This window comes from Neisseria sp. HMSC066H01 (genome assembly GCF_001837375.1).
GTDB lineage: Bacteria > Pseudomonadota > Gammaproteobacteria > Burkholderiales > Neisseriaceae > Neisseria.
In genome coordinates this window covers 258199-281382 of record NZ_KV832189.1, presented here as the reverse complement: position 1 = coordinate 281382, position 23184 = coordinate 258199, and the positions used below count along the sequence as shown (strand labels likewise).

Below are 23184 nucleotides of genomic sequence, written 5' to 3'. Positions count from 1 at the left end.
TTGACATTCACGTTTTCTCCCATATTTTTCAGACGGCCTTTGGGTAGCAATCACAAACGCACTTCGATTCCTGCTTCGCGCATGGCCAGTTTTGCTTCGCGGATACTCGCTTCGCCAAAGTGGAAAATACTGGCGGCCAATACCGCATCGGCCTTCCCTTCTTTAATACCGTCCACCAAGTGTTGAACCGAACCGACGCCGCCAGAAGCAATGACCGGAATATCGACCGCTTCGCTGACCGCGCGTGTCAACGGCAGGTTGAAACCTTGCTTGGTGCCGTCCCGGTCCATGCTGGTCAGCAAAATCTCGCCTGCGCCGCGCCGCTGCATTTCGACAGCCCATTCCACCGCGTCCAAACCGGTCGGATTACGTCCACCGTGGGTAAAGATTTCCCAACGGGTGTTTTCAGGGTTGACCGCTTTGGCATCCACGGCAACGACAATCGCCTGAGAACCAAAAAAACCGGCCGCTTCGTTGACCAAATCAGGATTGGTTACGGCAGCCGTATTGATGCTGGCCTTATCGGCACCGGCATTGAGCAGGCGGCGGATATCGGCAACCGTACGCACACCGCCGCCGACGGTTAATGGAATAAAAACTTGCGAAGCGACCGCCTCGATAACGTGCAAAATAGTATCGCGATTGTCGCTGGAAGCGGTGATGTCCAAAAAGGTCAATTCATCCGCACCTTCATCATTGTAACGTTTGGCAACGTCAACCGGATTGCCCGCATCGCGCAAACCCAAAAAGTTGACACCTTTTACCACGCGGCCGTCTTTTACATCCAGACAAGGAATAATTCGTTTTGCCAATGCCATACCCAATACCTCTTATCCGTTATCAGGCCGTCTGAAACCGTCAGGCCAAAAATTTGCCCAACCAATCCGGCAAATGTTGCAACAATTGAAAATAACCGATACCGGCCATCATCGCCAACACGCAGGAAATAATAAAATTGCTGTCGATACGGCCAACAATGGCGAAAATCAACCCGGCAAATGCCCATATTATCCCGTTGAAAATCATCCAATAGGTATCGATAATCGGCAAATCAAACGCCGTCAGCTGCCGCAATATCACTGCAATCAGTGTAAACCACAAACTTTCGCTTAGCGGATACACTTCTCGGTCGGATGACCAGATAATCCAAAAACCCAAAACAAACGCTTCAAGCATACTAATCCCTTAATAAAATATCGATTGGGTTATTTTTATAATTATTTCAAACAGATATAAACCCATGACCTATACAGGCAATCCCTTTGAGTGCATTTTTGTGTGCTGCGTCAGCCGCTGCGTTTTAATGGCCTGCAAGGTCTTATCCGCATAATCCGACACATTTAAGCCAAAGAATCGGCCAGTTTTTGCGCCTGTGCGAAATCAATACTTCCCTCATAAATTGCGCGGCCGGTAATTGCACCGCTCACACCCTCTTTTTCAACGGCACACAATGCGCGGATATCGTCCAAATTCGTCAAGCCGCCGGAAGCGATAATCGGGATATTCACTGATTGAGCCAATTTGACGGTAGCTTCAATATTCACGCCGCTCATCATGCCGTCGCGGCCGATATCGGTATAAATAATGCTGTTGACGCCATCGTCTTCAAAACGCTTGGCCAAATCGACGACATGGTGCTCCGTTACTGTTGCCCAACCGTCTATCGCCACCATACCGTCTTTGGCATCCAAGCCGACAATAATCTGCCCCGGAAATGCCTTACATGCTTCGCGTACAAATTCAGGATTTTTCACCGCGGCCGTACCGATAATTACATCGGTCAGCCCCAAATCCAAATATTTTTCGATGGTTCCCAAATCACGGATACCGCCGCCAAGCTGTACCGGAATATCTTTAGCCACGGCGGCCAAAATTTCTTTAATCGCCGGAAAATTTTGAGGAACGCCTGCAAATGCGCCGTTCAAATCAACCAAATGCAAACGGCGTGCGCCTTGATTGCGCCAATGCAAAGCCATCTCTGCCGGCGAGTCAGAAAACACCGTCGCCTGCTCCATCAAGCCTTGTTTTAAGCGAACACAGCGTCCTTCTTTCAAATCAATGGCAGGTATCAACAGCATTTTTTTCTCCTCTACTCAATTTCAGTATATTTTACACAAATTAGCGATTTTTAGTAGATTTATGTTAAAGCCTCAAATCTGCCAATTTAAAAAATTACGCAGCAGCAACAATCCTGCCTGATGGCTTTTTTCCGTGTGGAACTGTGTGGCAAACACATTGTCCTTACCGACAATGCAGGCAAATTCATTCGGATATTCGCTGACGCCTAAAACAATCTCTTCATTTTTCGGCGCAAAATAATAGCTGTGAACAAAATAAAAATACTCGTTCTGCCCAATGTCTTGAAATAAAGGGTGCGGACGGGTTTGGCGCACTGTATTCCAACCCATATGCGGCACTTTCAGACGGCCTCCTTGTGTATCGGTTTGATTGGGCAAAAACCGTTTTACTTGCCCTTCAAACCAGCCCAAACCATCTGTATCGCCTTCTTCGCTGTGTTCAAACAATAATTGCGCACCTACGCAAATGCCAAAAAACGGCTTGTTTTTCAGGCCGTCTGAAACTGCCTCGCCCAAACCGCTTGCCTTCAGCGCTGACATGCAATCCGGCATGGCACCCTGCCCCGGAAAGATAACCTTATCTGCCGCCATCACCTCTTCGGGCCGCGAAGTCAGATAAACCTCGGCATGTTTGTCAGACAAAACCTGCGCCGCCTGAACAGATTTCAATACTGAATGCAGGTTTCCCATTCCATAATCGACAATCGCTACTTTCATTGCTTCTCCTCAAGCCGTCTGAAAACATTTAATGATTAATATAATAATAAGAATGATTGTAGCAAAAGATGGTTTAAAACAAAATATTGTTGATATACAAGACAAATAATAAAAGGCCGTCTGAAATCCCAATCGGTTTCAGACGGCCTTTATTCACTCACACGATGCCTTATTCTTCAGATGCGGCTTCTGCTTCTTCTTGAACAGACTCTTCGCTCAGCGTGCCTTTGGTAGAAGGCGTTTGACCCATCATACGCGGATCGTATTCGACCGCCATGCGCAATGCGCGGCCGAAGGCTTTGAAAACAGTCTCGGCTTGATGGTGCGCATTACGGCCGCTCAAGTTATCGATGTGCAAGGTCATCATGCTGTGGTTCACAAGGCCGTGGAAAAATTCTTCAAACAAATCAACATCAAAACGGCCGATCAGAGCACGGGTAAAGTCGATGCTGTACACCAAGCCAGGGCGGCCGGAAAGGTCGATGACTACACGGCTCAACGCTTCATCCAGCGGAACATAGGCATGGCCATAACGGGTAATGCCGGCTTTATTGCCAAGCGCCTGTTTCAGAGCCTGACCCAATACGATACCGATGTCTTCAACCGTGTGATGGTCGTCAATGTGCAAATCGCCTTTGCAGGTAATATCCAAGTCAATCAAACCATGACGCGCTACTTGGGCAAGCATGTGTTCAAGGAAAGGAACGCCGGTATCCAAGCGGTATTTACCGGTACCGTCAAGATTGAGGCTGATGGTGATTTGGGTTTCGCTGGTATTGCGGGTAACGGTAACAAAACGGCCTTCATTTGAAACACCAGCTTCGGCTGCTTCGACAGTTTGTTTTTCCAAACGCGCCGCTTCAACCGCTGCTGCTTTTTCTTGGTCTTTGCTGTGATCACGGTTCAACCAGCCTTTGCGTTTGTGCATGCCGGATTCCAACTTCGCAGCCAGGCTCGGACGAATGCCGCGTGCAGACTCATCGCCTGCTTGTTGTTCCAAACGGCGTTTGAGCTGAGACAAAGAGGCGGAGTTTTCATAACCGCAAGCACGTGCAAGCTTGGTTAATGAGCCGGCTTCTTCAACCAGTAACAGAAAATTGGTCAAATGCAGTTGAGCTTTGTTCATAATGGTAGTTTCCTTGAAATCAAAGATTGGGGTAAAGGTTTCTAATAACCGCCAAGACGGCATCATTTTGCGCTGCCGAGCCTATGGTTATGCGGACACACTGATCCAAAAGCGGATGGCTGCCATGCAGTTTTTTAATCAGTATGCGGTTTTGCTTCAATGTTTCAAACAGCTCGTTCGCATCAGGTACGCGAACGGTAATAAAGTTAGCTTCGCTCGGAAAAACTTCCAAACGGTTTAATTTCAACAATTCATTCATCACGCGCGAACGCTCATTTTTTAATGTATCAATGTTTTGCTGAATGATTGGATGATGCTTCAATGAGAATTTTGCCGCCGCCAAGCTTAATTGATTCATATTGTAAGGCGGAAGGATTTTGGCCAGTTCACCCATAATGCTTGGGCTTGTCACCGCATACCCCATCCGTAAGCCGGCAAAGCCGATTTTACTGATGGTGCGCATTACGACCAGGTTTTCGACTTCGCCCGCCCACGGAAGGAAACTGTCATGATGAAACGCACCATATGCCTCATCGATAACCACAATGCCGGTTGCCGCACGAATGACCGCCTCTACTTCTTCCCGCTTAAAGCACACACCGGTAGGGTTATTGGGATAGGCAATAAAAATTAATGACGGCTGATGTTGCTCTATCGCAGACAAAACGGCAGGAAGATTTAAAGAGAAATCCGGATTTAAGGGGACGCCGACATATTCCATGCCATAAAGTGCGGCATTATGACGATACATAACGAAACTTGGCTCAATACCCAATACACGCGCATTTGGTTTGGCAACCAGCATAGTCAAAAACTGGATAAGCTCGTCGGAGCCGTTACCCAATGCGATTTCCGCCTTGCCAGGAATACCGAAGACTTCCCTTAATTCTTCATAAATCCCGCTCTTGGCCGTATGAGGATACAAATGAATCGGTGCTTCTTTCACTATATCCGCCCATTTTGACAACAAAGATTCATATCCGGCGAAAGGATGATGCGGACACTCCATGGCGTCCAACTTAATAAAACCTTCCGGCAAATCGGCAACCTGATAGGCTGTCATTACTTTAATATCATCACGGATAACATCAGCAACGCGATTCATGGTTTTCTATCCTCCTGAGATAAAGTATTTAGAATAATAGCACAATCTTTATTAAATATATATATTAATAAGACTATAAAACAAAATAAAGTTTCATTCGTTTGAAGAAAAAACAATAAATCCTTTCTTCAGCATCTTTAAGCAATATTCTTGGCTTACCCCGCCTTTTTAGCGGTATAATTTTAAGTTTTCCAGTACGGCTTTATGCCCTCAATATTGTGAACAATACACGCTCCCCATTACCTTATCTTGCAACATCTATAAGCCTTATCCTGCTGATTCTGCTTTCCTTGTCATGGGAATTGTGGATCGCGCCATTGCGCGAAGGCGGCTCATGGCTGGCACTGAAAGCCCTGCCGCTGTGCCTGCCGTTGACCGGCATTTTGAAAAAACGCATCTACACTTATCAATACAGCTCCATGCTGATTCTGATTTACTTTGCCGAAGCCTGTATGCGCCTGGCTGACACAGCCGTCGCCAGCCGAATTTGCGCCGCTGTTTCCGTATTATTGTGCATTGCCTTTTTCCTCGGCTGCCTTGCATTTATTAAACAACAAAAACACACATCAAAATGACCTACCACACACTTTCAGACGGCCTGGCCGAATCTTCAGTAAAAACCTTTTGGCCTTTATGGCTCAGTTTTCTTTGGATTTGCGCCATCCCTTTTCTTTCACTCTACCGAGTCGGCCCATTGCCCAGCTTTTATCTGGAAGCCATTTCACTGAGCGGCTCATTGGTACTGACATTGATTAGCGCACACAAAGGCCTGCTGAATATCCGCCTTCCCGCACTCAGTATCGGTTTGTTTGCCATGGCCGCATTCTGGTCGCTCCAAGCGCGCCTCATGCATTCCACCTACCCCGGTATGAGCGACATCACTGCCTGGACCTTTGTCATTTTGGCACTGGGCGCATGGTCGGTTCGCGGCTGGGTAGCAGCTTACGGACAGGAACGCATCGTCAGCATCTTTGCTTGGTCTTTATTGATAGGGGCCACCATACAGGCCGCCATCGTCTGGCTGCAATTTAAAGGCTGGTCCAACGTAGAATGGTTGAACGGCATTATTGCCCGAAGCAACGGCACCGTAAACGGCCAACTCGGCCAGCGCAACCACTTGGGACATTATTTAATGTGGGGCATTTTGGCGGCGTCCTATTTATGGACGGCACGCAAAATGTCCAATGCAGCAGGTTTTCTGTTCGTATTGGCTTTGACTGCAACCCTCGGCCTTGTCAACTCGCGCACCATCTTAGGCTACATTGCCGCCCTATTCCTGATTACGCCGTTATGGTTTTGGCGTACCCGTTTCCAACACAAACGCGCACTGTGCATTTTTCTCCTGACCGCCATCCTGGCCGCCGCTTTCCAATTCGGTATGGGCAGCCTGTTGGACTTGTTTGGCAACGTCAAATACGAAACCGCTGTCGAACGCGCAGGCACCAGCGGTTTTGAAGGTTCCATGCGCCAAATTGAATGGAGCAAGGCATGGATTGCCTTTCAATCCGCACCTTGGTTCGGCCACGGCTGGAACAGTTTTGCCCAACAAACCTTCTTGATCAATGCCCAACAACAATACTTCCCCAACAACATCCTTGGCGTACTGTTCACCCATTCGCACAACATCGTTATGCAGTTATTGTCCGAAATGGGCATTGCCGGCACCTTGCTCGCAGCCTTAACCCTGCTTGCAGCCGTGTGGCGACTGTTGGGCCGCAACCAAACACCGGCCTCGCTGTTTTTACTGACTGCCGCCGCCGTCAGCCTTTGCCACAGCATGCTTGAATATCCGCTTTGGTATATTTACTTCCTCACCGTATTCAGCCTGATTCTGTCGTTGACACCCTCTTATCCGAAAGATGTTTCAGACGGCCCTTTATCTACCCGAATCAGACAATGGGCAGGCGGCATAGCCGCTTTATCGATTTTAATCGGCATGGCAAACCTCAGCTGGGAATATCAAAATCTGACCCAATATAGCCGTGTAGGGAAAACCGATGATCAGCAAACGGTTCAAAACAAAATCGACGGCTTGCAACGACTTTCCAAAGAAAGCCCCATGCTTGCCTATTACGCCGATTTGAGCTTGAGCAAACGTGCAGACCCGACCGATGCCTACATCCGTCCGTGGGCGGAAGAAGCCGCACTCAAAGCCCTGACCTACCGCCCCTACTCCAGCGCCTATCAAGTCGGCCTCTACCTCTACCGACAAGGCAAAAAAGAAGAAGGTGCGCAATGGATGCAGGCAGTGCAATATTATTATCCTTATATGATGTATTTCTACGCCGACAAAATACGCAGCCACCCGGCATTCGCCCCCTTACTGCCCAAACTTTTGTCCGATTGCAAAGATTTCATCAATGCACCGAAACACCAAACCGCCCAATCATGCGACAAACCCTGAACAAAACACACCCAATTGTCAGTTTGTCCTTACAGGCCGTCTGAAAATGTAAAGAGCAGCGAGTTTCTATGCAAAAAAGCGCAAAAGCACAGAAAATTACGCTATCAACAAAAGCAGATTGCATGTTAAGATTGAACACAACTCTATTTTAAGCGCCGTACTGCCATTTAGTACCGCGGCGCATACAATCACGAAAAGGAAATTCCATGAGTCGCGTATTACTCGTAGATGACGATGCTCTCTTGACCGAATTGCTGACCGAATACCTGACTGCCGAAGGCCTCAACGTTCATAGCGTTCCCGACGGCGAAGCCGGCGTTCAAGAAATTCTGACCGGACAATACGATGTCGTCGTATTAGACTCCATGATGCCTAAAATGAACGGTTTGGACGTACTGAAAAACGTACGTACCCAAAGCACCGTACCCATCATCATGCTGACCGCGAAAGGCGACGACATCGACCGCATCATCGGTCTGGAAATGGGTGCGGACGATTATGTTCCGAAACCATGCACACCGCGCGAACTCTTGGCCCGCATCAACGCCATCCTGCGCCGTGCGCAACACAGCAACGAACAAAACAACGCGCCTAACAGCATTTCCGTCAGCGACGTCGTTTTGTACCCGGCCAAACGCCAAGCCAGCATCAAAGACACTCCGCTCGAATTGACCAGCACCGAATTCAACCTGCTCGAAGTTTTGATGCGCCACGCCGGACAAGTCGTCAGCAAAGAGACCCTGTCCATCGAGGCACTTGACCGCAAACTGGCTAAATTTGACCGCAGCATCGACGTACACATCTCCAGCATCCGCCACAAATTGGGCGATGCCTCCCTGATTCAAACTGTACGCGGCTTAGGCTACCTGTTTGTTAAAAACTAAAGATTAAACAGATCAATGAAACTGTTTCAACGCATCTTCGCCACATTTTGCGCAGTCATCGTCTGCGCAATCTTTGTGGCGAGTTTTTCATTTTGGCTGGTACAAAACACCCTCGCCGAAAACCAATTCAACCAACGCCGCACCATCGAAACCACATTGATGAGCAGCATCATCTCCGCATTCAACTCGCGCGGAGACAGCGGTGCGCGCGAAATTCTTTCGGAATGGAAAAACAATCCGGTTTCCAATGCCGTTTATGTGATTACCGGCGACGATAAAAAAGATATTTTAGGCCGCAACATCGACAGCCTGTCCATCGAACGCGCCCGCATCTTCGCCATCAACAATCCCGAATCTGATTTAGCCCACATCGAATACGACCGTTTCGGCGAAGAATACCTCTTCTTCATTAAAGGCTGGGACAACCATCAAGCCCAGCGCCTGCCCAGCCCGCTTTTCATTCCCGGCCTGCCGCTCTCGCCGATTTGGCACGAATTTATCATTCTGTCTTTCATCATCATCGTCGGCCTCTTGATGGCTTATATCCTTGCCAACAACATCACCAAGCCCATTAAAATTCTTGGCAGCGGCATGGACAGGGTAGCCAACGGCGAACTTGAAACCCGCATTTCCCAGCAGGTTGACGACCGTGACGACGAATTGTCCCACCTTGCCGTACAGTTCGACAAAATGGCCGAAAAATTGGAAAAACTTGTGGCCAAAGAGCGTCATTTGCTCCACCACGTTTCTCATGAAATGCGTTCGCCGCTGGCGCGCATGCAGGCAATTGTCGGCCTGATTCAATCTCAGCCGCAAAAACAAGAGCAATACCTCAAACGGCTTGAAGGCGAATTGGTGCGCATGGATACTTTGGTAGGTGAATTATTGACCCTCTCCCGCCTGGAGACCTCCAATATTCCTTTGGAAAAAGAAAACCTCAAACTCGTTCCGTTCCTGACCAACTTGATTGAGGACAACCAAAGCATTGCCCACCAAAACAATCAAAGCGTTACCCTAAGCATTGACCCTAAAATCCCTGAAAATACCGTGATCAGTGCCAACGAAGGCTATTTGTACCGAGCCTTTGACAACGTTATCCGCAACGCCATCAACTACAGCCCGGAAGGCAGTACCATTCAGGCCCATATCGGACAAGACGGCAAACACTGGATCATCGATGTTACCGACAACGGCCCAGGTGTCGATGAAATGCAGCTTCCGCATATTTTTACCGCCTTTTATCGTGCCGACTCCAGCGCACACAAACCCGGCACCGGCTTGGGACTTGCCTTGACGCAACACATCATGGAACAGCACTGCGGCAAAATCATTGCTGAAAACATCAAACCCAACGGCCTGAGGATGCGTTTCATCCTTCCCAAAAAGAAAGCCGGAGACAAAAAAGAAGCCTAAAAATAAGGCCGTCTGAAACTCTTCAGACGGCCCAAAACACAAATAAGGAACCATCATGAATGCAACCGTCCAAACCGGCTACTTCTTCATGCCCGAACACATCATCCTTGTCGGCGCCAGCGAACGCCCTCACAGCCTTGGCGAACGCATTTTCAGCCACCTGCTCGGTTCCTCATACCAAGGCAAAATCACGCCCGTCAATCTCCGCCACAGCAGCGTTGCCGGCCTCCCCTCCTACTCCAGTCTCAGCAAAATTCCAGGCCAGGCCGACTTAGTTGTCGCCGTCATCCCGCACGACCATTACGACACACTGTTCAAAGCCTGCCGCAAAAAAGGCCTGCGCCACATTATCCTGATCCAAGATTGGGAAAACCTGCCGCCCGAATCCTGCAAAAACGCCCGTTCCATCATTCAAAAATATCACGGCGACGAATTAAACATCAGCGTGTGCAACAGCGCAGGCATCCAACTCCCCTCACTGAATCTCAATATTGGCACCCAAGCTGACTATCCGGCCGGCCATATCGCATTACTCACCGGCCACAGCACTGTCAGCCGCAACATCAACCATCTGCTAAACACAATGCATCAAGGCGTATCGCGCCACATCAGCCTCAACTACAACCTAAGCCCCACCACATCCGCCGACTGGCTCAGCCGCTTCGGCCACAACCGTCATACCAAAGTTGCCGTCATCCACTACAATCCGGCCGAAAACCAACGCGAGCTGTTCAGCGCTATCCGACACTTTACACGCCACACCCCGCTTATCCTGTTGTCCACACACCACACCGACGACACAGACAAAGCCGTCCTACACAGCCTCAGCCGCCATTGCAACTTCCTGCCGGTATTCAATATCAACGAACTCGAAGCAGCCTTAAAAGCCTATCTTTCCGGCATTCCCGTCATTACCCATCCCACTATTTTGTCCGATACGCCGATAGAATGGCTGCGCAGCACCGCCGATGCCTGCCAATTGACCCTCAACCTTCCAACCGACGCACCATCTATCCAACAAGGCTGCATCGGCAGCGACCCCACGCCTGCACGCATCCACCGCCTGGCACTCGAACAATTACAAAATCCGCACACCCAAGCCCTGCTCGGCATTATTTCGCCGGATACGCCGGACGCGTACGGCATTCATCAAACACTGAATAACTTAGCACAAAAAACCAGCAAGCCCATTCTCATCAGCCATCGTTTTTCAGACGGCCTAACCCAGTTCAACATCCCGGAAGAAGCCTTGCTGACACTTTATTTCCGTAATCAAACCGCCTGTTTACAACAAGCGCAAAACACCCCCGCCCCGGCCAAAACAGGCCGTCTGAAAACACCTAAAAGCAAAAGTATCGATAAAGCCATTGCGTCCGGCCAAACCGAACTGATGGCGGAAGCCCTATACCTGCCTCCGTGCCAAACCCAAAAACACAATGCTGTCCAGTTCCGGTTCAGCCGCCATGCCATTTACGGCAACATCCTTACCGCCCATTACAACGGCCAAACCGAAGCCGCATTACCTCCATTTACCACACTCGATATCCAGCGTTTAAGCCAATTTGCGAAACTTGACAACACGTCCGTTCTCAATCAATTCCTACATTCCCTAAACACGCTTATCCGCAACAACCAGTATATCGGCGAAATTATCCTCAACTACAACGGCAGCCAATACAGCAGCGCCATCATTCCCGAAATCGTGGGAAAACCTGTTGCACCTACAACCAAAATCCCCAAAAAAGCGGTCCAAACCTTAGAACAGGCCGCCGCTAAAATGCAAAGTGCCGCCGCCTACCTCCAACAAAAAAATCCGGCCGCAGCCGAGTTCCTACGCAACACCGGCGAAGCCGCGTCCGAACTGCTACACCCTAAAACCGAAACGCCCGAGATACAAAACGTACTCGCACCCTATCCGAACCAAACCGATACCTTTACCCTACCCGACGGCAACACCCTGCACATTCGCGCACTAGAGCCTGAAGATGCCGAAGCCAAACAAAAATTTGTCCGCCAATTACCTGCAGCCGACCGCTATACTCGTTTCATGACCCATACCAACGAGTTACCGCTCCCCACACTCGCACGATTGACCCGTCCCGATTTCCATACCGAATGCGCGTGGGCCGCCTTCGCTTCAGACGGCCGTATCGTCGCAGTCAGCCGTTACAGCCGCATCAATCGCAATGAGTGCGAGTTCGGCATTACTTTAGCGCCTGAAGCACGCAAAACCGGCTTAGCAGGCAAAATGATGAGCCTGATTATCCAAACTGCCACACAGCAAGGTTACCAAACCATGAATGCGGAAATCCTCAAAGAAAACACACCGATGCTCAAACTCGCTGAAAAATCAGGATTTACCGTCACCCCATCGGAAACCGACCGCGGCCTGTATCAAGCCAGCCTCGATTTGAACGAATGGCAAAACAGCAACAAAAACAAATAAAAACTTGCATAACCCGTGTGAAATATCCTAAAATTAGCGGTTTCTATATATCCGCATTTTTCAAAAGGACTCAAAATGGTAGTTATCCGTTTGGCTCGCGGCGGCTCAAAACACCGCCCTTTCTACAACGTAGTCGTAACTGACTCTCGCAACCGTCGTGACGGCCGCTTCATCGAGCGCGTAGGTTTCTACAACCCCGTTGCCAATGAAAAACAAGAACGCGTACGTTTTGACGCAGACCGCATCAACCACTGGGTTGCTCAAGGCGCGAAAGTTAGCGACGCAGTTGCCAAACTGATTAAAGAGCAAAAAATCGCTGCTTAATCAGCCGAAACGACCATGACAGACACTCAAAAACGGGTAGCCATGGGCTACATCAAAGGCGTATTCGGCATTAAAGGCTGGCTTAAAATTGCCGCCAATACCGAATATACCGACAGCCTGCTGGACTACCCCGAGTGGCAGTTGTGCAAGGATGGCAAAACCCTGGATGTTGTGCTTGAGGCAGGTAAAATTGTCAATGGCGAACTTCAGGTCAAATTTGAAGGTATAGACGATCGCGATCAAGCATTTGCCTTGCGTGGCTATACCATCGAAATCCCCAGAGAGTCATTCGCCCCTACTGAGGAAGACGAATACTACTGGGCAGATTTAGTCGGCATGACCGTCATCAATAAAGAAAACATCGTCCTCGGCAAAGTCAGCAACCTGATGGAAACCGGTGCAAATGATGTTTTGATGATTAAAGGCGAACACGGACAAATCCTGATTCCCTTTGTCTCCAACTATATCGAATCTGTCGATACCGACAGCAAAACCATTATCGCCGACTGGGGTTTGGACTACTGATGCTTATTCAAGCCATCACCATTTTCCCGGAGATGTTCGACAGCATTGTCGAATACGGCGTTACAGGCAGAGCAAAAAAACAAAATCTTTGGCAGTTTCAAGCCATCAATCCCCGAAAATTTGCCGACAACAAACTTGGCTATATCGATGATCGCCCCTTCGGAGGTGGTCCGGGAATGATTATGATGGCGCCACCGCTTCAAGCAGCAATTGAAGAAGCCAAAGTAAACTCGCAAAAACCTGCCAAAGTAATTTATCTCAGTCCGCAAGGTCAGCCGCTGACACATAAAAAAGCTGCAGAACTTGCCGAACTGCCCCATCTTGTTCTTCTATGCGGACGCTATGAAGGCATAGATGAAAGACTGCTGCAAAGCAGTGTGGACGAAGAAATCAGCATTGGCGACTTTGTCGTCTCGGGCGGTGAATTACCCGCCATGATGTTGATGGATGCCGTCTTAAGATTGGTCCCGGGTGTATTGGGCGATATACAGTCAGCCGAACAAGACTCGTTTTCAGACGGCCTTTTAGACTGTCCTCATTACACCAAACCCGTAGAATTCCAAGGCATGATGGTTCCCGAGGTCTTACGCTCAGGAAATCATGGCTTGATTGCCGAGTGGAGATTGAAACAATCGCTGCGACGCACTTTAGAGCGCCGACCTGATTTATTGGAAAAGCGCAGTTTAATCCCAAAGGAATCCCGCCTCTTAAAAGAAATCTTGCAAGAGCAACAGGAAATCCAATCATAACTTAGGAAAAACAAATGAACTTGATTCAACAATTAGAGCAAGAAGAAATCGCTCGCTTGAACAAAGAAATCCCTGAATTCGCTCCAGGCGACACCGTTGTCGTATCTGTGCGCGTAGTTGAGGGTTCTCGCAGCCGTCTGCAAGCATACGAAGGTGTTGTTATCGCTCGCCGCAACCGTGGCCTGAACAGCAACTTCATCGTTCGCAAAATCTCTAGCGGCGAAGGTGTAGAACGTACTTTCCAACTGTACTCTCCTACCGTAGAAAAAATCGAAGTTAAACGCCGTGGTGACGTACGTCGCGCCAAACTGTACTACTTGCGTGGCCTGACCGGTAAAGCAGCCCGCATTAAAGAAAAATTGCCTGCTCGCAAAGGCTAATCTCTTTTTTCAAAAACCCACTTCAATGAAGTGGGTTTTTTGTTTTTATATAAAATTCCTCGTCTTTATTACGCAATAACGAAAGCCAATCACAATCCCCTTTTTCACGCATAAACTTAAACAGAATCATAACTCCCTCTACCTCTTCTAACCTTTATAAAAAAGGCCGTCTGAAACAAAAGATTCAGACGGCCTTTAATTACATCGAGCGGTTATTTAAACCATCTTGCAAATACTGGGATACGCGACAATAACATTGTATCCAAAATCCAAATAACAGCGATTGCGGCAATACCTGTTGGGAAAATCACGGCCAAAATCAGAAGTGGCGCAGCCATTGCCCACCATACCGGCAATTTGATTTTCTGTGCAGGAGGAACCAAACCACGTGCTTCCGAAGGACGGCGTTTCCACCACATTACACAGCCGCTGACACAGATAAAGATAATCGCCAGACAGAACAAGACATTTGCCAACACGCTCCACCAACCCAGCGTACCCATATGCAAAGCAATGCTTGCCGCCATGAACTTGCCAAACCAGTTGTAATCGTCAAAATGAATATCAGCCAGGATTTTGCCACTGTATTGATCAATGTGTACCGTACGATCCGCAGCCGGACTAACCATATCGTAGCTCATTGAGTCTTGCGACAGCGTCCATACGCCGGTTTCACCCTTAGGCAGGTTCAACTGATATCGGCCTTTGAAGCCAATTTCGCGCGCAAAGCGGTCAACCGTTTCCAAAGTCATCGGTTCACTTGGATTAATGCCGTTTTCGCCCAGTGTCGTACCGGAAACCGGCATAGGCGTCAGCTCTAAAATCCACGGCACTTCTTTGGATTTGCCATCATTCAACACATCGCCATGAGTTAGCACGGAAGATACCGGATTAGGCTCCACGCCCCATTTACCAGCTGGGAATTGACTCCATGCCTGAACCACTTTACCACCCCAAATACCTGCCCAAGCAATACCAGAAAAACAAAACAGCAGCAAAATCAAAGAAACCCAAGAGCCAAATGCACCGTGCAGGTTGCGCCACCAAGAACGGCCTTTGCCTGCTTTAGGCAAAAGGACGGCCTTCAGACTACGCTGTTTCACCCACCACAAATAGATACCGGTCACAATCATGATGATGGTTAGCGACGCAGCAGTTTCCAACAGGTAGTCACCAGTCGCACCCATCATCATATCGCCGTGGATTTCGTCCATCGTGTGATACCAGCCTTGACCGCGTGGCATCGTATTCACGACTTTTGCCGTATAAGGATCAACGGCAACCATAGTGGCTTTATCGTCGTTGTTCACACGAAACACGGCCACCATATCATCTGCGCGCGGCGCAATATACTGCACCACAGAAGCAGTTTCCGGATTCACAAACTGTCTGGCGGCTTCAGCCTGAGCCGACAGAGGCTGCACCACTGCTTGGGCGTAACATGTATCCGCTCGCCCTCTTTACCGCTGGTATTGGCAAATAACAGCATTCCCAACCCTGTAACAGCCAGCAGGGTTAAAAACGGCGCGACCAAAAGTCCGGCATAAAAATGCCATCGCCAAACAGTCAAATAACGGCGGTTAGCCTGTTGTTCATTTGGGGAAGTTGGTTTTGTTTCCATATATTCTCTTTATATAATTAAAGTAGACTAATCCTTAAGGATTATTAGAGAACATTTTAATCAAAACCATTCATTTACGAAACCGTTTTTCAAGTGCAGCTTTGAAATACTTCAACATTTAGTTTGTAGGCCGTCTGAAAAAACAAAATAGACAGAAAACAACACTTTACTGAAAACCCATTTTAATCATTGCGGTTTCGGCAGAATTTGGTAGAATACAGGCATTACTTATTTATTCATCAAGCCGCCAAGCTTTGGCGGCTTGTATTTTTATTTCCAATCCGGCTACCGCGCGTGGCCGGATAAAATTTTAAAAGCATCATCATGCTTTCATGGAGAATCTTATGCAAAAAATCCCTTTGACCGTCCGCGGTGCAGAATTATTGAAACAAGAACTTCAACACCTCAAAAGCGTGGCTCGTCCAGAAATTATTGAAGCCATTGCAGAAGCACGTTCACACGGTGATTTGTCTGAAAATGCCGAATACGAAGCCGCCAAAGAGCGCCAAGGCTTTATCGAAGGCCGTATTGCCGAGCTGGAACACAAACTCTCTATGGCCCACATCATCAATCCTGCCGAAATCCATGCCGAAGGCAAAATCGTATTTGGCACAACAGTAACACTGGAAGATTTGGAAACCGAAGAACAGGTTACCTACCAAATTGTCGGTGAAGACGAAGCAGACATTAAAGAACGCAAAATCTATGTTGGCTCCCCAATTGCCCGTGCCTTGATCGGAAAAGAAGAAGGCGACGTTGCAGAAGTTCAGGCCCCCGGCGGCGTGCGTGAGTATGATATTATTTCCGTACAATACATCTAAATAAACTCAAGGCCGTCTGAAAATGTTTTCAGACGGCCTTTTGTTACACCATCACAACTAAAACAGAATTTTCCAAAGAGAAACCAGATGAGTCTACCCTACAAAATCACTCAAACCGCTGCTGCCATTTGGCTAGGCATGCAACTGACAGCCGGCTACATTGTCGCCCCCATCCTATTCCATCTCCTGCCTAAGATGCTGGCAGGCGAAATTGCCGGCATTTTGTTTGCCATTACCGCAATATGCGGCTTAGTTATTTTTGGCGCAGCCTATGCCTTTTTCAGACGGCAACTTGCCTCCCTCTCTTGGTGGGTTTTGGTACTTTGGCTACTCTTAGCCTGTAATCATCTTTTGGTTACGCCGGTTATCGAAGCGCACAAGTACGGACTGGATAACTGGCTCTTATCCCTAGTAGGCGGAACATTCGGCATTTGGCATGGTTTATCCAGTATTATTTTTTTAATCTGTACGATACTGGCAGCTATGTGCGTATGGAAATGGCCCAGGCCAAACTAAACTGTTTTAATAAAAGGCCGTCTGAAAATAAATCTTTCAGACGGCCCTTCTTATTTTGAAATCACGAATTATCTTGATTACTCAAATACAAACCATAAAAAAATGCCCCGCATATTGCAGGGCATTTTTCACAAACCGATTAAGGTTTAGCGTAACCGTGAACGCCATTGTAAGGAGCTGGGATCCAACCTTCATCAGTAGCAGGCAATTCGCCTTGACCTTCGATAGTTTGGCCTGGAGCAACTTGACGAGTGACAACGCTGCGGATTTTAACATCAACGCGACGGTCAGGTTCGATACAAGCGATAAGAGCAGCACGTTTCTTAGCTTTAGAAACTTTTTTGCCCAGTTTAGCAACTTCAGCTTCACAAGTAGCAGTCATGCGAGCTTGAGATTCGCCCAGACCTACTGCAGAGATTTTGCTAGAAGCAACGCCATGGCCTACCAAGTAGTTAGCAACTACGTTAGCACGACGCTCAGACAGAGCTTGGTTGTATTCTTCAGAACCCATGAAGTCAGTGTGACCTTCAACACGTACGGTTTGTACGCTTTCGTTGCTCAGGCGTTGAGCCAAAGAGTCCAGGTTTTCTTGAGCTTCAGGACGCAGGTTGTCTTTGTCGAAGCCGAACAGAGTTTTAGTAGACAGAGAAACAGTTTCATCAACATACTCAGGATCTTGTTGTACAGGAGCAACTGCTTCGCGGTCACCACATTCAACACGGCCTTGGGTAGCTTTGTCGAAGTAGCTGTTTTTCCAGCATTCGCCGTAGTTGTTACGGACGATTTCTTGAGATTGGCTGCTTACAACGTAACCATGTTTGGTATGCGCTTCGCTGGCCATTGCGGTGCCAGAGGCAACCAAGGCAACGAACAATGCGCTTAATTTCAGCTGTTTGGTCATTTTATTCCCTCATCAAATTGTTATGCGGCGGACTAGGAAAGCAACCGCTGCAAAGTACCAATATACAGGCCGCAGTATCAAAACAGCGGCAAATCGGATATATCAGGTTGCACTATAAAGAAGCGCAAGGCAAACTGTCAATACTCGATGCCTTCAAACAATTATGAAGTGCCTGCTTCCTAGTAGTTAATCATGCCGAAAAATCAATCTTGTGTCATTAATTTAGGGCAAAATCAGCCAATTCACCCGCCCAAAGTTGTACAAAAACAACAAAACTTCATCCCCCCTTCATTCACAGATTTCCTATTTTCATATCATTAAAAGATATTTTCATTAAAAACAACCATTTTCAAAACTCAGGGCAAAACCGGGCAAAATATGTTAAATTACAGACCGTTTGTCGCACAAAATCCACAATAACAACGTATCCGATACTGCCACCATGAAACTGCAACAATTACGTTACGCCCTTGAAGTTTACCGGCACAATCTGAATGTCTCCGAGGCTGCCGATGCGCTTTTTACATCCCAGCCCGGCATTTCCAAACAAATCCGCCTGCTTGAAGAAGAATTGGGTATCCAAATTTTTATCCGCAGCGGCAAGCGTGTGGTTTCCGTTTCGCAACCGGGCAAAGCCGTGTTAGAGATTTCGGAACGGATTTTGCGCGATGTACAGAACATTAAAAATATCGGCAGCGAATTTACCGATCATGACAGCGGCTCCCTGACTATTGCCACGACGCACACCCAGGCGCGTTATGCTTTGCCCAAAATCGTTGCGGAATTTGTCAAAAACTACCCTAAGGTCAATTTGACCATCAAACAAGGCAGCCCTTCTGCCATTGCGCAAATGGTCAGCAGCGGCGAAGCAGATTTGGCAATTATTACCGAACGCATTGACGATCACCCCGAGTTAGGCAAACTACCCTGCTATGAATGGAACCATGCCGTCATTGTCCCGCACGACCACCCTCTTTTGGACTGCCGCAATCCTTTAAGCCTTGAAGATTTGGCTTCTTTTCCGCTGGTTACTTACGAATTTGCGTTCAACTCCGGCAGCAGCATTGCGCGTACCTTTAATAAAGCGCATATCGAGCAACCTGATGTTGCCTTATCGGCTGCCGATACGGATGTATTGAAAACGTATGTACGCTTAGGCTTAGGCGTGGGTTTGATGGCCAAAATGGCGTACGATCCCGTTGTCGATCAAGATTTGCAGCTGATAGACGCGGCGCACTTATTTGAGCCTTCGCCCACTTGGATAGCCTTACGCACCGACACCTACCTGCGTGGCTATGCCTATGATTTTATACAGATGTTTGCGCCGAAACTGACCCGTGAAGCGGTTGACCGCATTCTGTACACGCCGGTCGTTGAAGATTTTTCAATTTAACATCTAACTATCACTTGCGTAACTTAACAATTATTCTTTAACTTTTGTTAAAAAGGCCGTCTGAACAATTTCAGACGGCCTCAGATTCAGATAGCGTGCGAACAACCGGAAACCATTTTCTTCAAAGTTGTCGCATCCAGGATTTTGATGTGCTTGTGTTCAACCGAAATCAAGCCTTCATGATGGAATTTGGATAAGGTGCGGCTGACCGTTTCCAGTTTCAGCCCTAAATAGCTGCCGATCTCCTCACGCGACATCCGCAGGATAAAATCGTTGGCGGCAAAACCTCGGGAATAGAGACGCTGAGACAGGTTGAGCAAGAATGCGGCCAAGCGCTCTTCGGCGCGCATATTGCCCAAAAGCAACATCACACCCTGATCTCGGACAATTTCACGGCTCATCAAGCGGAAAAAGTGAGAGCGCAGGCTGGGAATATCCTGACCGAGTTCTTCAATGTGCGTAAACGGAAGCTCACATACTTCGCTGTCTTCCAAAGCCACAGCATCACAACTGTGAATATGGGAGCAAATCCCATCCATCCCAATCAGCTCGCCCGACATAAAAAAGCCGGTTACCTGATCCCGTCCGTCTTGGCTGGCGACTGTTGTCTTGAAGAAGCCCGCACGGATGGCAAATAAAGAGGTAAACGGCTCGCCGGCACGAAATAAGTACTCGCCTTTTTTCAGACGGCGGCTTTGACGGATCACCGCATCCAATTGTAAAAATTCGTTAGGCATTAGTCCGACAGGCAAACACAGTTCGCGTAAAGAACATGTGGAACACAAGGTTTTCATTTGATGTGTTGCATTGTGTGTAGCCATAACGCACCTTTAATTTGCTTAGTTCTCTCAATCCCTGATTAAGCCGAATAACTATTGACCCATATCAAAGTCGGCATATCATTATGAGGCATTCTACCAAACTATCGAAATTTTGACTAAAATTTTCCCTAATTTCCTTACTTCATACTACAAGCCCCGACCATGAAAATCATCCCCATCTCAAATAACACCAACACAAACAATGAATTACCGGAATTCGACCGCGAATTGATTGCCAGCTTGCCATCAAGCGGTCCGCGTTATACATCCTATCCGACCGCCGACCGCTTCCATGAAGGCTTTAAAGAAGCCGAATATATCCAAGCTTTAAACCTGCGCAACATGGGCGCGCTCAACAAACCCCTTTCACTCTACATCCACATTCCCTTCTGCAATACCATCTGCTACTACTGCGGCTGCAATAAAATCATTACCAAAGACAAAAGCCGTGCCGATGCCTATATCCAGTATCTGGAAAAAGAAATGGAGTTGCTGGCACCGCATTTGGGCGGAAGACACCAGCTCGCGCAACTCCACTTCGGCGGCGGCACGCCGACCTTCCTGAGCGACGACCAACTCGAACGCGTCTTCGAAATGATCCGCAAATACTTCCAGCTCATCCCCAACGGCGAATACTCCATCGAAATCGACCCGCGCAAAGTCAGCCGTGAGACCGTCCTCAAATTGGGTAAACTCGGTTTCAACCGCATGAGTGTCGGCATTCAAGACTTCGATCCTAAAGTGCAGGCAGCCGTCAACCGTATCCAAAGTTACGAAGAAACCAAAGAAGTCATCGATGCCGCCCGCGAAGCAGGGTTCAAATCCGTCAGCGTCGATTTGATTTACGGCCTGCCGCACCAAAACACCGAAAGCATCAAAACCACCATTGACACGGTCTTGTCTCTCGACCCCGACCGCCTTGCCCTCTACCACTACGCCCACCTGCCGCATATCTTCAAACCGCAACGCCGTATCGACACCAATGTCGTTCCCGGCAGCGAAGAAAAACTCGATATGCTGCAATATTGCGTTCAAACCCTGACCGAGCGCGGCTACGTCTTCATCGGGATGGACCACTTTGCCAAACCTGACGACGAGCTCTCCATCGCCCTCAAAGAAGGTTTCCTGCAACGAAATTTCCAAGGTTATTCCACCTATGCCGACTGCGACTTGGTAGCGATCGGCGTGTCCTCTATCGGCAAAATCGGCAGCACCTACTCCCAAAACGAGCGCGACATCGATGCCTATTACGCCGCACTCGACGCCGGACACCTGCCCATCATGCGCGGCTACCAGCTCAATCAAGACGACATTTTGCGCCGCAACATCATTCAGGATTTGATGTGCCGCTTCTCGCTCGATTATCGGATTTACGAAAGCGTGTTCGGCATTCCGTTTAGCCGTTATTTCGCGGTCGAACTGGAAGACATGAAACAACTGGAAACCCTCGGCCTGGTCCGCCTCAAACCGCACGGCCTGACCGTTACGCCGAAGGGACGTTTCCTGATCCGCAACATCGCCATGGTGTTCGACTATCATCTGCGCCATAAAGAAACCAAAGCCAAATATTCACAAACCGTATAAACACTTAGGCCGTCTGAAAGTATGTGTTATATTTCAGACGGCCTTTTTTCACATCAAAAGCAACAAAATGGATCAACCCGATTTCTTCCCCATTCCCAGCCCCTGCATCGGCGTTTGCGAAGCCAATGCCAAAGGTTATTGCAAAGGCTGCCTGCGCAGCCGGGAAGAGCGCTTGTACTGGCTCCAGATGACCGACAGCCAAAAACATCAAGTCATGCACCTCCTAGCCCTCAGGAAAACCAAAATCCGCAACCGCAAAACAGAAAAGCCCGACACGGGCGAACAACCGGTTCAAAACCTGCTCGATTTCTAAACCGCCCTTACCGCACACACCAAAAGGAAAAACATGAAAAAGCTGCTCGCCTGCCTGCTTGTACCATTGACCGCCCTTGCCCTGGGTGCCTGCAAACCCGCCTCAACTTCACCCGACAGCAAACCTACCGAACTCAACTGGCAGCAGCCCAAACTCACCAGTAATGTTTGGAAAATCAGCAAAGAAGGTCAACCCGATTCCTATCTGCTCGGCACCATCCACATGGGGCAAACCAATCAGACCTTGTCTTCCGATGCCCTCAAACTGTTGCAATCCACCGACCAACTGACCACAGAAGTTGACGCATTGCCGGACAGCAGTCCGGAAACAAAAAAAATGTATCAAAAATACTTCAAAGAAGTCATGAGTACCGAACCGCTCAGCCGCAAGCTTGGAAAAGCAGATTTCCGTCTTTTACAAGAAATCTATTCACAAAATGAAGAAAGCCGACCCATCGCCAAAATTGCCGACAAACTCCATCCGTGGGCAGCATTGGTTTTTGCCGGCAGCGCATTTCCCCAAGGATATAGCTCAGAAACCGGTGCAGATATGTTGCTGACCAACGCAGCAGTCAATATCAACAAACCGCGTGGTTCATTAGAAAGCTTGGACGAAGTTTCCGCAATCTTCAAAGCACAGCCAGAAGAAACCATGATCAACTTTCTGAAAGCCAGCATTAAAACCAATAAAGAAGAAACCGAAGATGTCAAAAAACTCCATCAAGCCTATTCAGACGGCCGCTTTGAAGAACTCATTCCACTTTTGGAAGAAACCGAACAACGCACCCTCAAACGTGTTGATACCAAGTACGCCAAAGCCATGTCCGATTGGCTGAAAAACGATCTCCTGATCCGCCGCAACCAGGCATGGCTGCCTAAAATCCGCAAGCAATCCGCCAAACAAAGCACCCTCTTTGCCGTCGGCATTGCCCATTTACCCAGCGAAAAAGGATTAATCGAACTATTGCGTCAAGAAGGCTATCGAGTGACGCCCGAACCCAAAGTCCTGATTTGGCAATAAACCCCAATCCAACAACAAGGCCGTCTGAAATTCTTTCTTTCAG

23 protein-coding genes and 1 pseudogene are annotated in these 23184 nt (G+C 48.4%); 15 read left to right on the top strand and 9 right to left on the bottom strand.

Annotation, left to right across the window (positions count from 1 at the left end):
* Positions 1 to 50 precede the first annotated feature (50 nt).
* The 6 genes from hisF to hisC all read right to left on the bottom strand — a co-directional run bounded on the left by hisF (position 51) and on the right by hisC (position 5026).
* On the bottom strand, positions 51 to 818 hold the full coding sequence (gene hisF, locus HMPREF2551_RS01585; protein WP_003748652.1) for an imidazole glycerol phosphate synthase subunit HisF: 768 nt from the start codon (positions 816 to 818) through the stop codon (positions 51 to 53).
* 40 nt (positions 819 to 858) lie between these two features.
* Positions 859 to 1176 carry a hypothetical protein gene (locus HMPREF2551_RS01580; RefSeq protein ID WP_036493171.1) on the bottom strand — a complete coding sequence of 106 codons (318 nt, stop codon included), beginning with the start codon at positions 1174 to 1176 and terminating at the stop codon, positions 859 to 861.
* 164 nt (positions 1177 to 1340) lie between these two features.
* Positions 1341 to 2078, bottom strand: a complete 738-nt coding sequence (hisA, locus tag HMPREF2551_RS01575; RefSeq protein ID WP_070589522.1) for a 1-(5-phosphoribosyl)-5-[(5-phosphoribosylamino)methylideneamino]imidazole-4-carboxamide isomerase — start codon at positions 2076 to 2078, stop codon at positions 1341 to 1343.
* A 72-nt stretch (positions 2079 to 2150) separates the two neighbouring features.
* A complete protein-coding gene (gene hisH / locus HMPREF2551_RS01570) occupies positions 2151 to 2795 on the bottom strand; it encodes an imidazole glycerol phosphate synthase subunit HisH (RefSeq protein ID WP_070836881.1) in 645 nt (214 codons plus the stop codon).
* A gap of 169 nt (positions 2796 to 2964) precedes the next feature.
* Positions 2965 to 3921, bottom strand: coding sequence for an imidazoleglycerol-phosphate dehydratase HisB (hisB, locus tag HMPREF2551_RS01565; RefSeq protein ID WP_070836880.1), 957 nt, complete (start codon positions 3919 to 3921; stop codon positions 2965 to 2967).
* 19 nt (positions 3922 to 3940) lie between these two features.
* Positions 3941 to 5026 carry a histidinol-phosphate transaminase gene (hisC, locus tag HMPREF2551_RS01560; RefSeq protein ID WP_070836879.1) on the bottom strand — a complete coding sequence of 362 codons (1086 nt, stop codon included), beginning with the start codon at positions 5024 to 5026 and terminating at the stop codon, positions 3941 to 3943.
* A 218-nt stretch (positions 5027 to 5244) separates the two neighbouring features.
* Here hisC and HMPREF2551_RS01555 point away from each other — a divergent pair, with 218 nt between their 5' ends.
* From HMPREF2551_RS01555 to rplS, 9 genes are all read left to right on the top strand, one after another.
* The gene (locus tag HMPREF2551_RS01555; protein ID WP_049336736.1) at positions 5245 to 5601 is read left to right on the top strand and encodes a DUF2069 domain-containing protein; all 357 of its coding nucleotides are present in this window, start codon (positions 5245 to 5247) and stop codon (positions 5599 to 5601) included.
* Entirely contained in the window at positions 5598 to 7430 is a 1833-nt protein-coding gene (locus HMPREF2551_RS01550; RefSeq protein WP_070836878.1) for a PglL family O-oligosaccharyltransferase, read from the top strand. The genes HMPREF2551_RS01555 and HMPREF2551_RS01550 overlap by 4 nt, the downstream gene beginning before the upstream one ends.
* A 206-nt stretch (positions 7431 to 7636) precedes the next feature.
* Positions 7637 to 8314, top strand: coding sequence for a two-component system response regulator MisR (misR, locus tag HMPREF2551_RS01545; protein ID WP_003748666.1), 678 nt, complete (start codon positions 7637 to 7639; stop codon positions 8312 to 8314).
* Between the two features lie 15 nt (positions 8315 to 8329).
* Entirely contained in the window at positions 8330 to 9727 is a 1398-nt protein-coding gene (locus tag HMPREF2551_RS01540) for a HAMP domain-containing sensor histidine kinase (RefSeq protein WP_070836877.1), read from the top strand.
* A gap of 55 nt (positions 9728 to 9782) precedes the next feature.
* Positions 9783 to 12173, top strand: a complete 2391-nt coding sequence (locus tag HMPREF2551_RS01535; RefSeq protein ID WP_070836876.1) for a bifunctional acetate--CoA ligase family protein/GNAT family N-acetyltransferase — start codon at positions 9783 to 9785, stop codon at positions 12171 to 12173.
* 75 nt (positions 12174 to 12248) lie between these two features.
* The gene (gene rpsP, locus HMPREF2551_RS01530) at positions 12249 to 12497 is read left to right on the top strand and encodes a 30S ribosomal protein S16 (protein WP_003679465.1); all 249 of its coding nucleotides are present in this window, start codon (positions 12249 to 12251) and stop codon (positions 12495 to 12497) included.
* Positions 12498 to 12512: 15 nt separating this feature from the next.
* The gene (gene rimM / locus HMPREF2551_RS01525) at positions 12513 to 13022 is read left to right on the top strand and encodes a ribosome maturation factor RimM (protein WP_070836875.1); all 510 of its coding nucleotides are present in this window, start codon (positions 12513 to 12515) and stop codon (positions 13020 to 13022) included.
* Positions 13022 to 13771, top strand: coding sequence for a tRNA (guanosine(37)-N1)-methyltransferase TrmD (gene trmD / locus HMPREF2551_RS01520; RefSeq protein ID WP_070836874.1), 750 nt, complete (start codon positions 13022 to 13024; stop codon positions 13769 to 13771). The genes rimM and trmD overlap by 1 nt, the downstream gene beginning before the upstream one ends.
* Positions 13772 to 13785: 14 nt before the next feature.
* Entirely contained in the window at positions 13786 to 14151 is a 366-nt protein-coding gene (rplS, locus tag HMPREF2551_RS01515) for a 50S ribosomal protein L19 (RefSeq protein ID WP_003679470.1), read from the top strand.
* Between the two features lie 212 nt (positions 14152 to 14363).
* Here rplS and HMPREF2551_RS01510 read toward each other — a convergent pair.
* Positions 14364 to 15772, bottom strand: a pseudogene (locus HMPREF2551_RS01510) (PepSY domain-containing protein).
* Between the two features lie 344 nt (positions 15773 to 16116).
* Here HMPREF2551_RS01510 and greA point away from each other — a divergent pair.
* Positions 16117 to 16593: a transcription elongation factor GreA gene (greA, locus tag HMPREF2551_RS01505; RefSeq protein ID WP_049322768.1), complete on the top strand. Its 477-nt coding sequence runs from the start codon at positions 16117 to 16119 to the stop codon at positions 16591 to 16593.
* An 87-nt stretch (positions 16594 to 16680) separates the two neighbouring features.
* Positions 16681 to 17109 (top strand): DUF4149 domain-containing protein, encoded by a 429-nt coding sequence (locus HMPREF2551_RS01500; RefSeq protein WP_070836873.1) that lies wholly within the window; start codon positions 16681 to 16683, stop codon positions 17107 to 17109.
* A gap of 139 nt (positions 17110 to 17248) precedes the next feature.
* Here the strand turns inward: HMPREF2551_RS01500 and HMPREF2551_RS01495 are convergent, their stop codons facing one another.
* Positions 17249 to 18010 (bottom strand): OmpA family protein, encoded by a 762-nt coding sequence (locus HMPREF2551_RS01495; protein ID WP_070822028.1) that lies wholly within the window; start codon positions 18008 to 18010, stop codon positions 17249 to 17251.
* Between the two features lie 442 nt (positions 18011 to 18452).
* Here HMPREF2551_RS01495 and HMPREF2551_RS01490 point away from each other — a divergent pair, with 442 nt between their 5' ends.
* Positions 18453 to 19403, top strand: a complete 951-nt coding sequence (locus HMPREF2551_RS01490; protein ID WP_049348254.1) for a CysB family HTH-type transcriptional regulator — start codon at positions 18453 to 18455, stop codon at positions 19401 to 19403.
* Between the two features lie 86 nt (positions 19404 to 19489).
* Here HMPREF2551_RS01490 and fnr read toward each other — a convergent pair whose 3' ends face one another.
* The gene (gene fnr / locus HMPREF2551_RS01485; RefSeq protein ID WP_003748691.1) at positions 19490 to 20224 is read right to left on the bottom strand and encodes a fumarate/nitrate reduction transcriptional regulator Fnr; all 735 of its coding nucleotides are present in this window, start codon (positions 20222 to 20224) and stop codon (positions 19490 to 19492) included.
* A gap of 162 nt (positions 20225 to 20386) precedes the next feature.
* On the opposite strand from fnr, the gene hemN reads away from it, so the two are divergent.
* The 3 genes from hemN (at position 20387) to HMPREF2551_RS01470 (ending at position 23141) form a co-directional block, all read left to right on the top strand.
* Positions 20387 to 21808 (top strand): oxygen-independent coproporphyrinogen III oxidase, encoded by a 1422-nt coding sequence (gene hemN, locus HMPREF2551_RS01480; RefSeq protein ID WP_070836872.1) that lies wholly within the window; start codon positions 20387 to 20389, stop codon positions 21806 to 21808.
* 67 nt (positions 21809 to 21875) lie between these two features.
* Positions 21876 to 22121 (top strand): DUF1289 domain-containing protein, encoded by a 246-nt coding sequence (locus tag HMPREF2551_RS01475; protein ID WP_070836871.1) that lies wholly within the window; start codon positions 21876 to 21878, stop codon positions 22119 to 22121.
* A gap of 33 nt (positions 22122 to 22154) precedes the next feature.
* Positions 22155 to 23141 carry a TraB/GumN family protein gene (locus HMPREF2551_RS01470; RefSeq protein WP_070836870.1) on the top strand — a complete coding sequence of 329 codons (987 nt, stop codon included), beginning with the start codon at positions 22155 to 22157 and terminating at the stop codon, positions 23139 to 23141.
* Positions 23142 to 23184 lie beyond the last annotated feature (43 nt).

Excerpts from the sequence above, each read along its gene's own strand:
- hisF (WP_003748652.1), bottom strand. The coding sequence starts at position 818 with ATGGCATTGGCAAAACGAATTATTCCTTGTCTGGATGTAAAAGACGGC.
- HMPREF2551_RS01580 (WP_036493171.1), bottom strand. The coding sequence starts at position 1,176 with ATGCTTGAAGCGTTTGTTTTGGGTTTTTGGATTATCTGGTCATCCGAC.
- hisA (WP_070589522.1), bottom strand. The coding sequence starts at position 2,078 with ATGCTGTTGATACCTGCCATTGATTTGAAAGAAGGACGCTGTGTTCGC.
- hisH (WP_070836881.1), bottom strand. The coding sequence starts at position 2,795 with ATGAAAGTAGCGATTGTCGATTATGGAATGGGAAACCTGCATTCAGTA.
- hisB (WP_070836880.1), bottom strand. The coding sequence starts at position 3,921 with ATGAACAAAGCTCAACTGCATTTGACCAATTTTCTGTTACTGGTTGAA.
- hisC (WP_070836879.1), bottom strand. The coding sequence starts at position 5,026 with ATGAATCGCGTTGCTGATGTTATCCGTGATGATATTAAAGTAATGACA.
- HMPREF2551_RS01550 (WP_070836878.1), top strand. The coding sequence starts at position 5,598 with ATGACCTACCACACACTTTCAGACGGCCTGGCCGAATCTTCAGTAAAA.
- misR (WP_003748666.1), top strand. The coding sequence starts at position 7,637 with ATGAGTCGCGTATTACTCGTAGATGACGATGCTCTCTTGACCGAATTG.
- HMPREF2551_RS01540 (WP_070836877.1), top strand. The coding sequence starts at position 8,330 with ATGAAACTGTTTCAACGCATCTTCGCCACATTTTGCGCAGTCATCGTC.
- HMPREF2551_RS01535 (WP_070836876.1), top strand. The coding sequence starts at position 9,783 with ATGAATGCAACCGTCCAAACCGGCTACTTCTTCATGCCCGAACACATC.
- rpsP (WP_003679465.1), top strand. The coding sequence starts at position 12,249 with ATGGTAGTTATCCGTTTGGCTCGCGGCGGCTCAAAACACCGCCCTTTC.
- rimM (WP_070836875.1), top strand. The coding sequence starts at position 12,513 with ATGACAGACACTCAAAAACGGGTAGCCATGGGCTACATCAAAGGCGTA.
- trmD (WP_070836874.1), top strand. The coding sequence starts at position 13,022 with ATGCTTATTCAAGCCATCACCATTTTCCCGGAGATGTTCGACAGCATT.
- rplS (WP_003679470.1), top strand. The coding sequence starts at position 13,786 with ATGAACTTGATTCAACAATTAGAGCAAGAAGAAATCGCTCGCTTGAAC.
- greA (WP_049322768.1), top strand. The coding sequence starts at position 16,117 with ATGCAAAAAATCCCTTTGACCGTCCGCGGTGCAGAATTATTGAAACAA.
- HMPREF2551_RS01500 (WP_070836873.1), top strand. The coding sequence starts at position 16,681 with ATGAGTCTACCCTACAAAATCACTCAAACCGCTGCTGCCATTTGGCTA.
- HMPREF2551_RS01495 (WP_070822028.1), bottom strand. The coding sequence starts at position 18,010 with ATGACCAAACAGCTGAAATTAAGCGCATTGTTCGTTGCCTTGGTTGCC.
- HMPREF2551_RS01490 (WP_049348254.1), top strand. The coding sequence starts at position 18,453 with ATGAAACTGCAACAATTACGTTACGCCCTTGAAGTTTACCGGCACAAT.
- fnr (WP_003748691.1), bottom strand. The coding sequence starts at position 20,224 with ATGGCTACACACAATGCAACACATCAAATGAAAACCTTGTGTTCCACA.
- hemN (WP_070836872.1), top strand. The coding sequence starts at position 20,387 with ATGAAAATCATCCCCATCTCAAATAACACCAACACAAACAATGAATTA.
- HMPREF2551_RS01475 (WP_070836871.1), top strand. The coding sequence starts at position 21,876 with ATGGATCAACCCGATTTCTTCCCCATTCCCAGCCCCTGCATCGGCGTT.
- HMPREF2551_RS01470 (WP_070836870.1), top strand. The coding sequence starts at position 22,155 with ATGAAAAAGCTGCTCGCCTGCCTGCTTGTACCATTGACCGCCCTTGCC.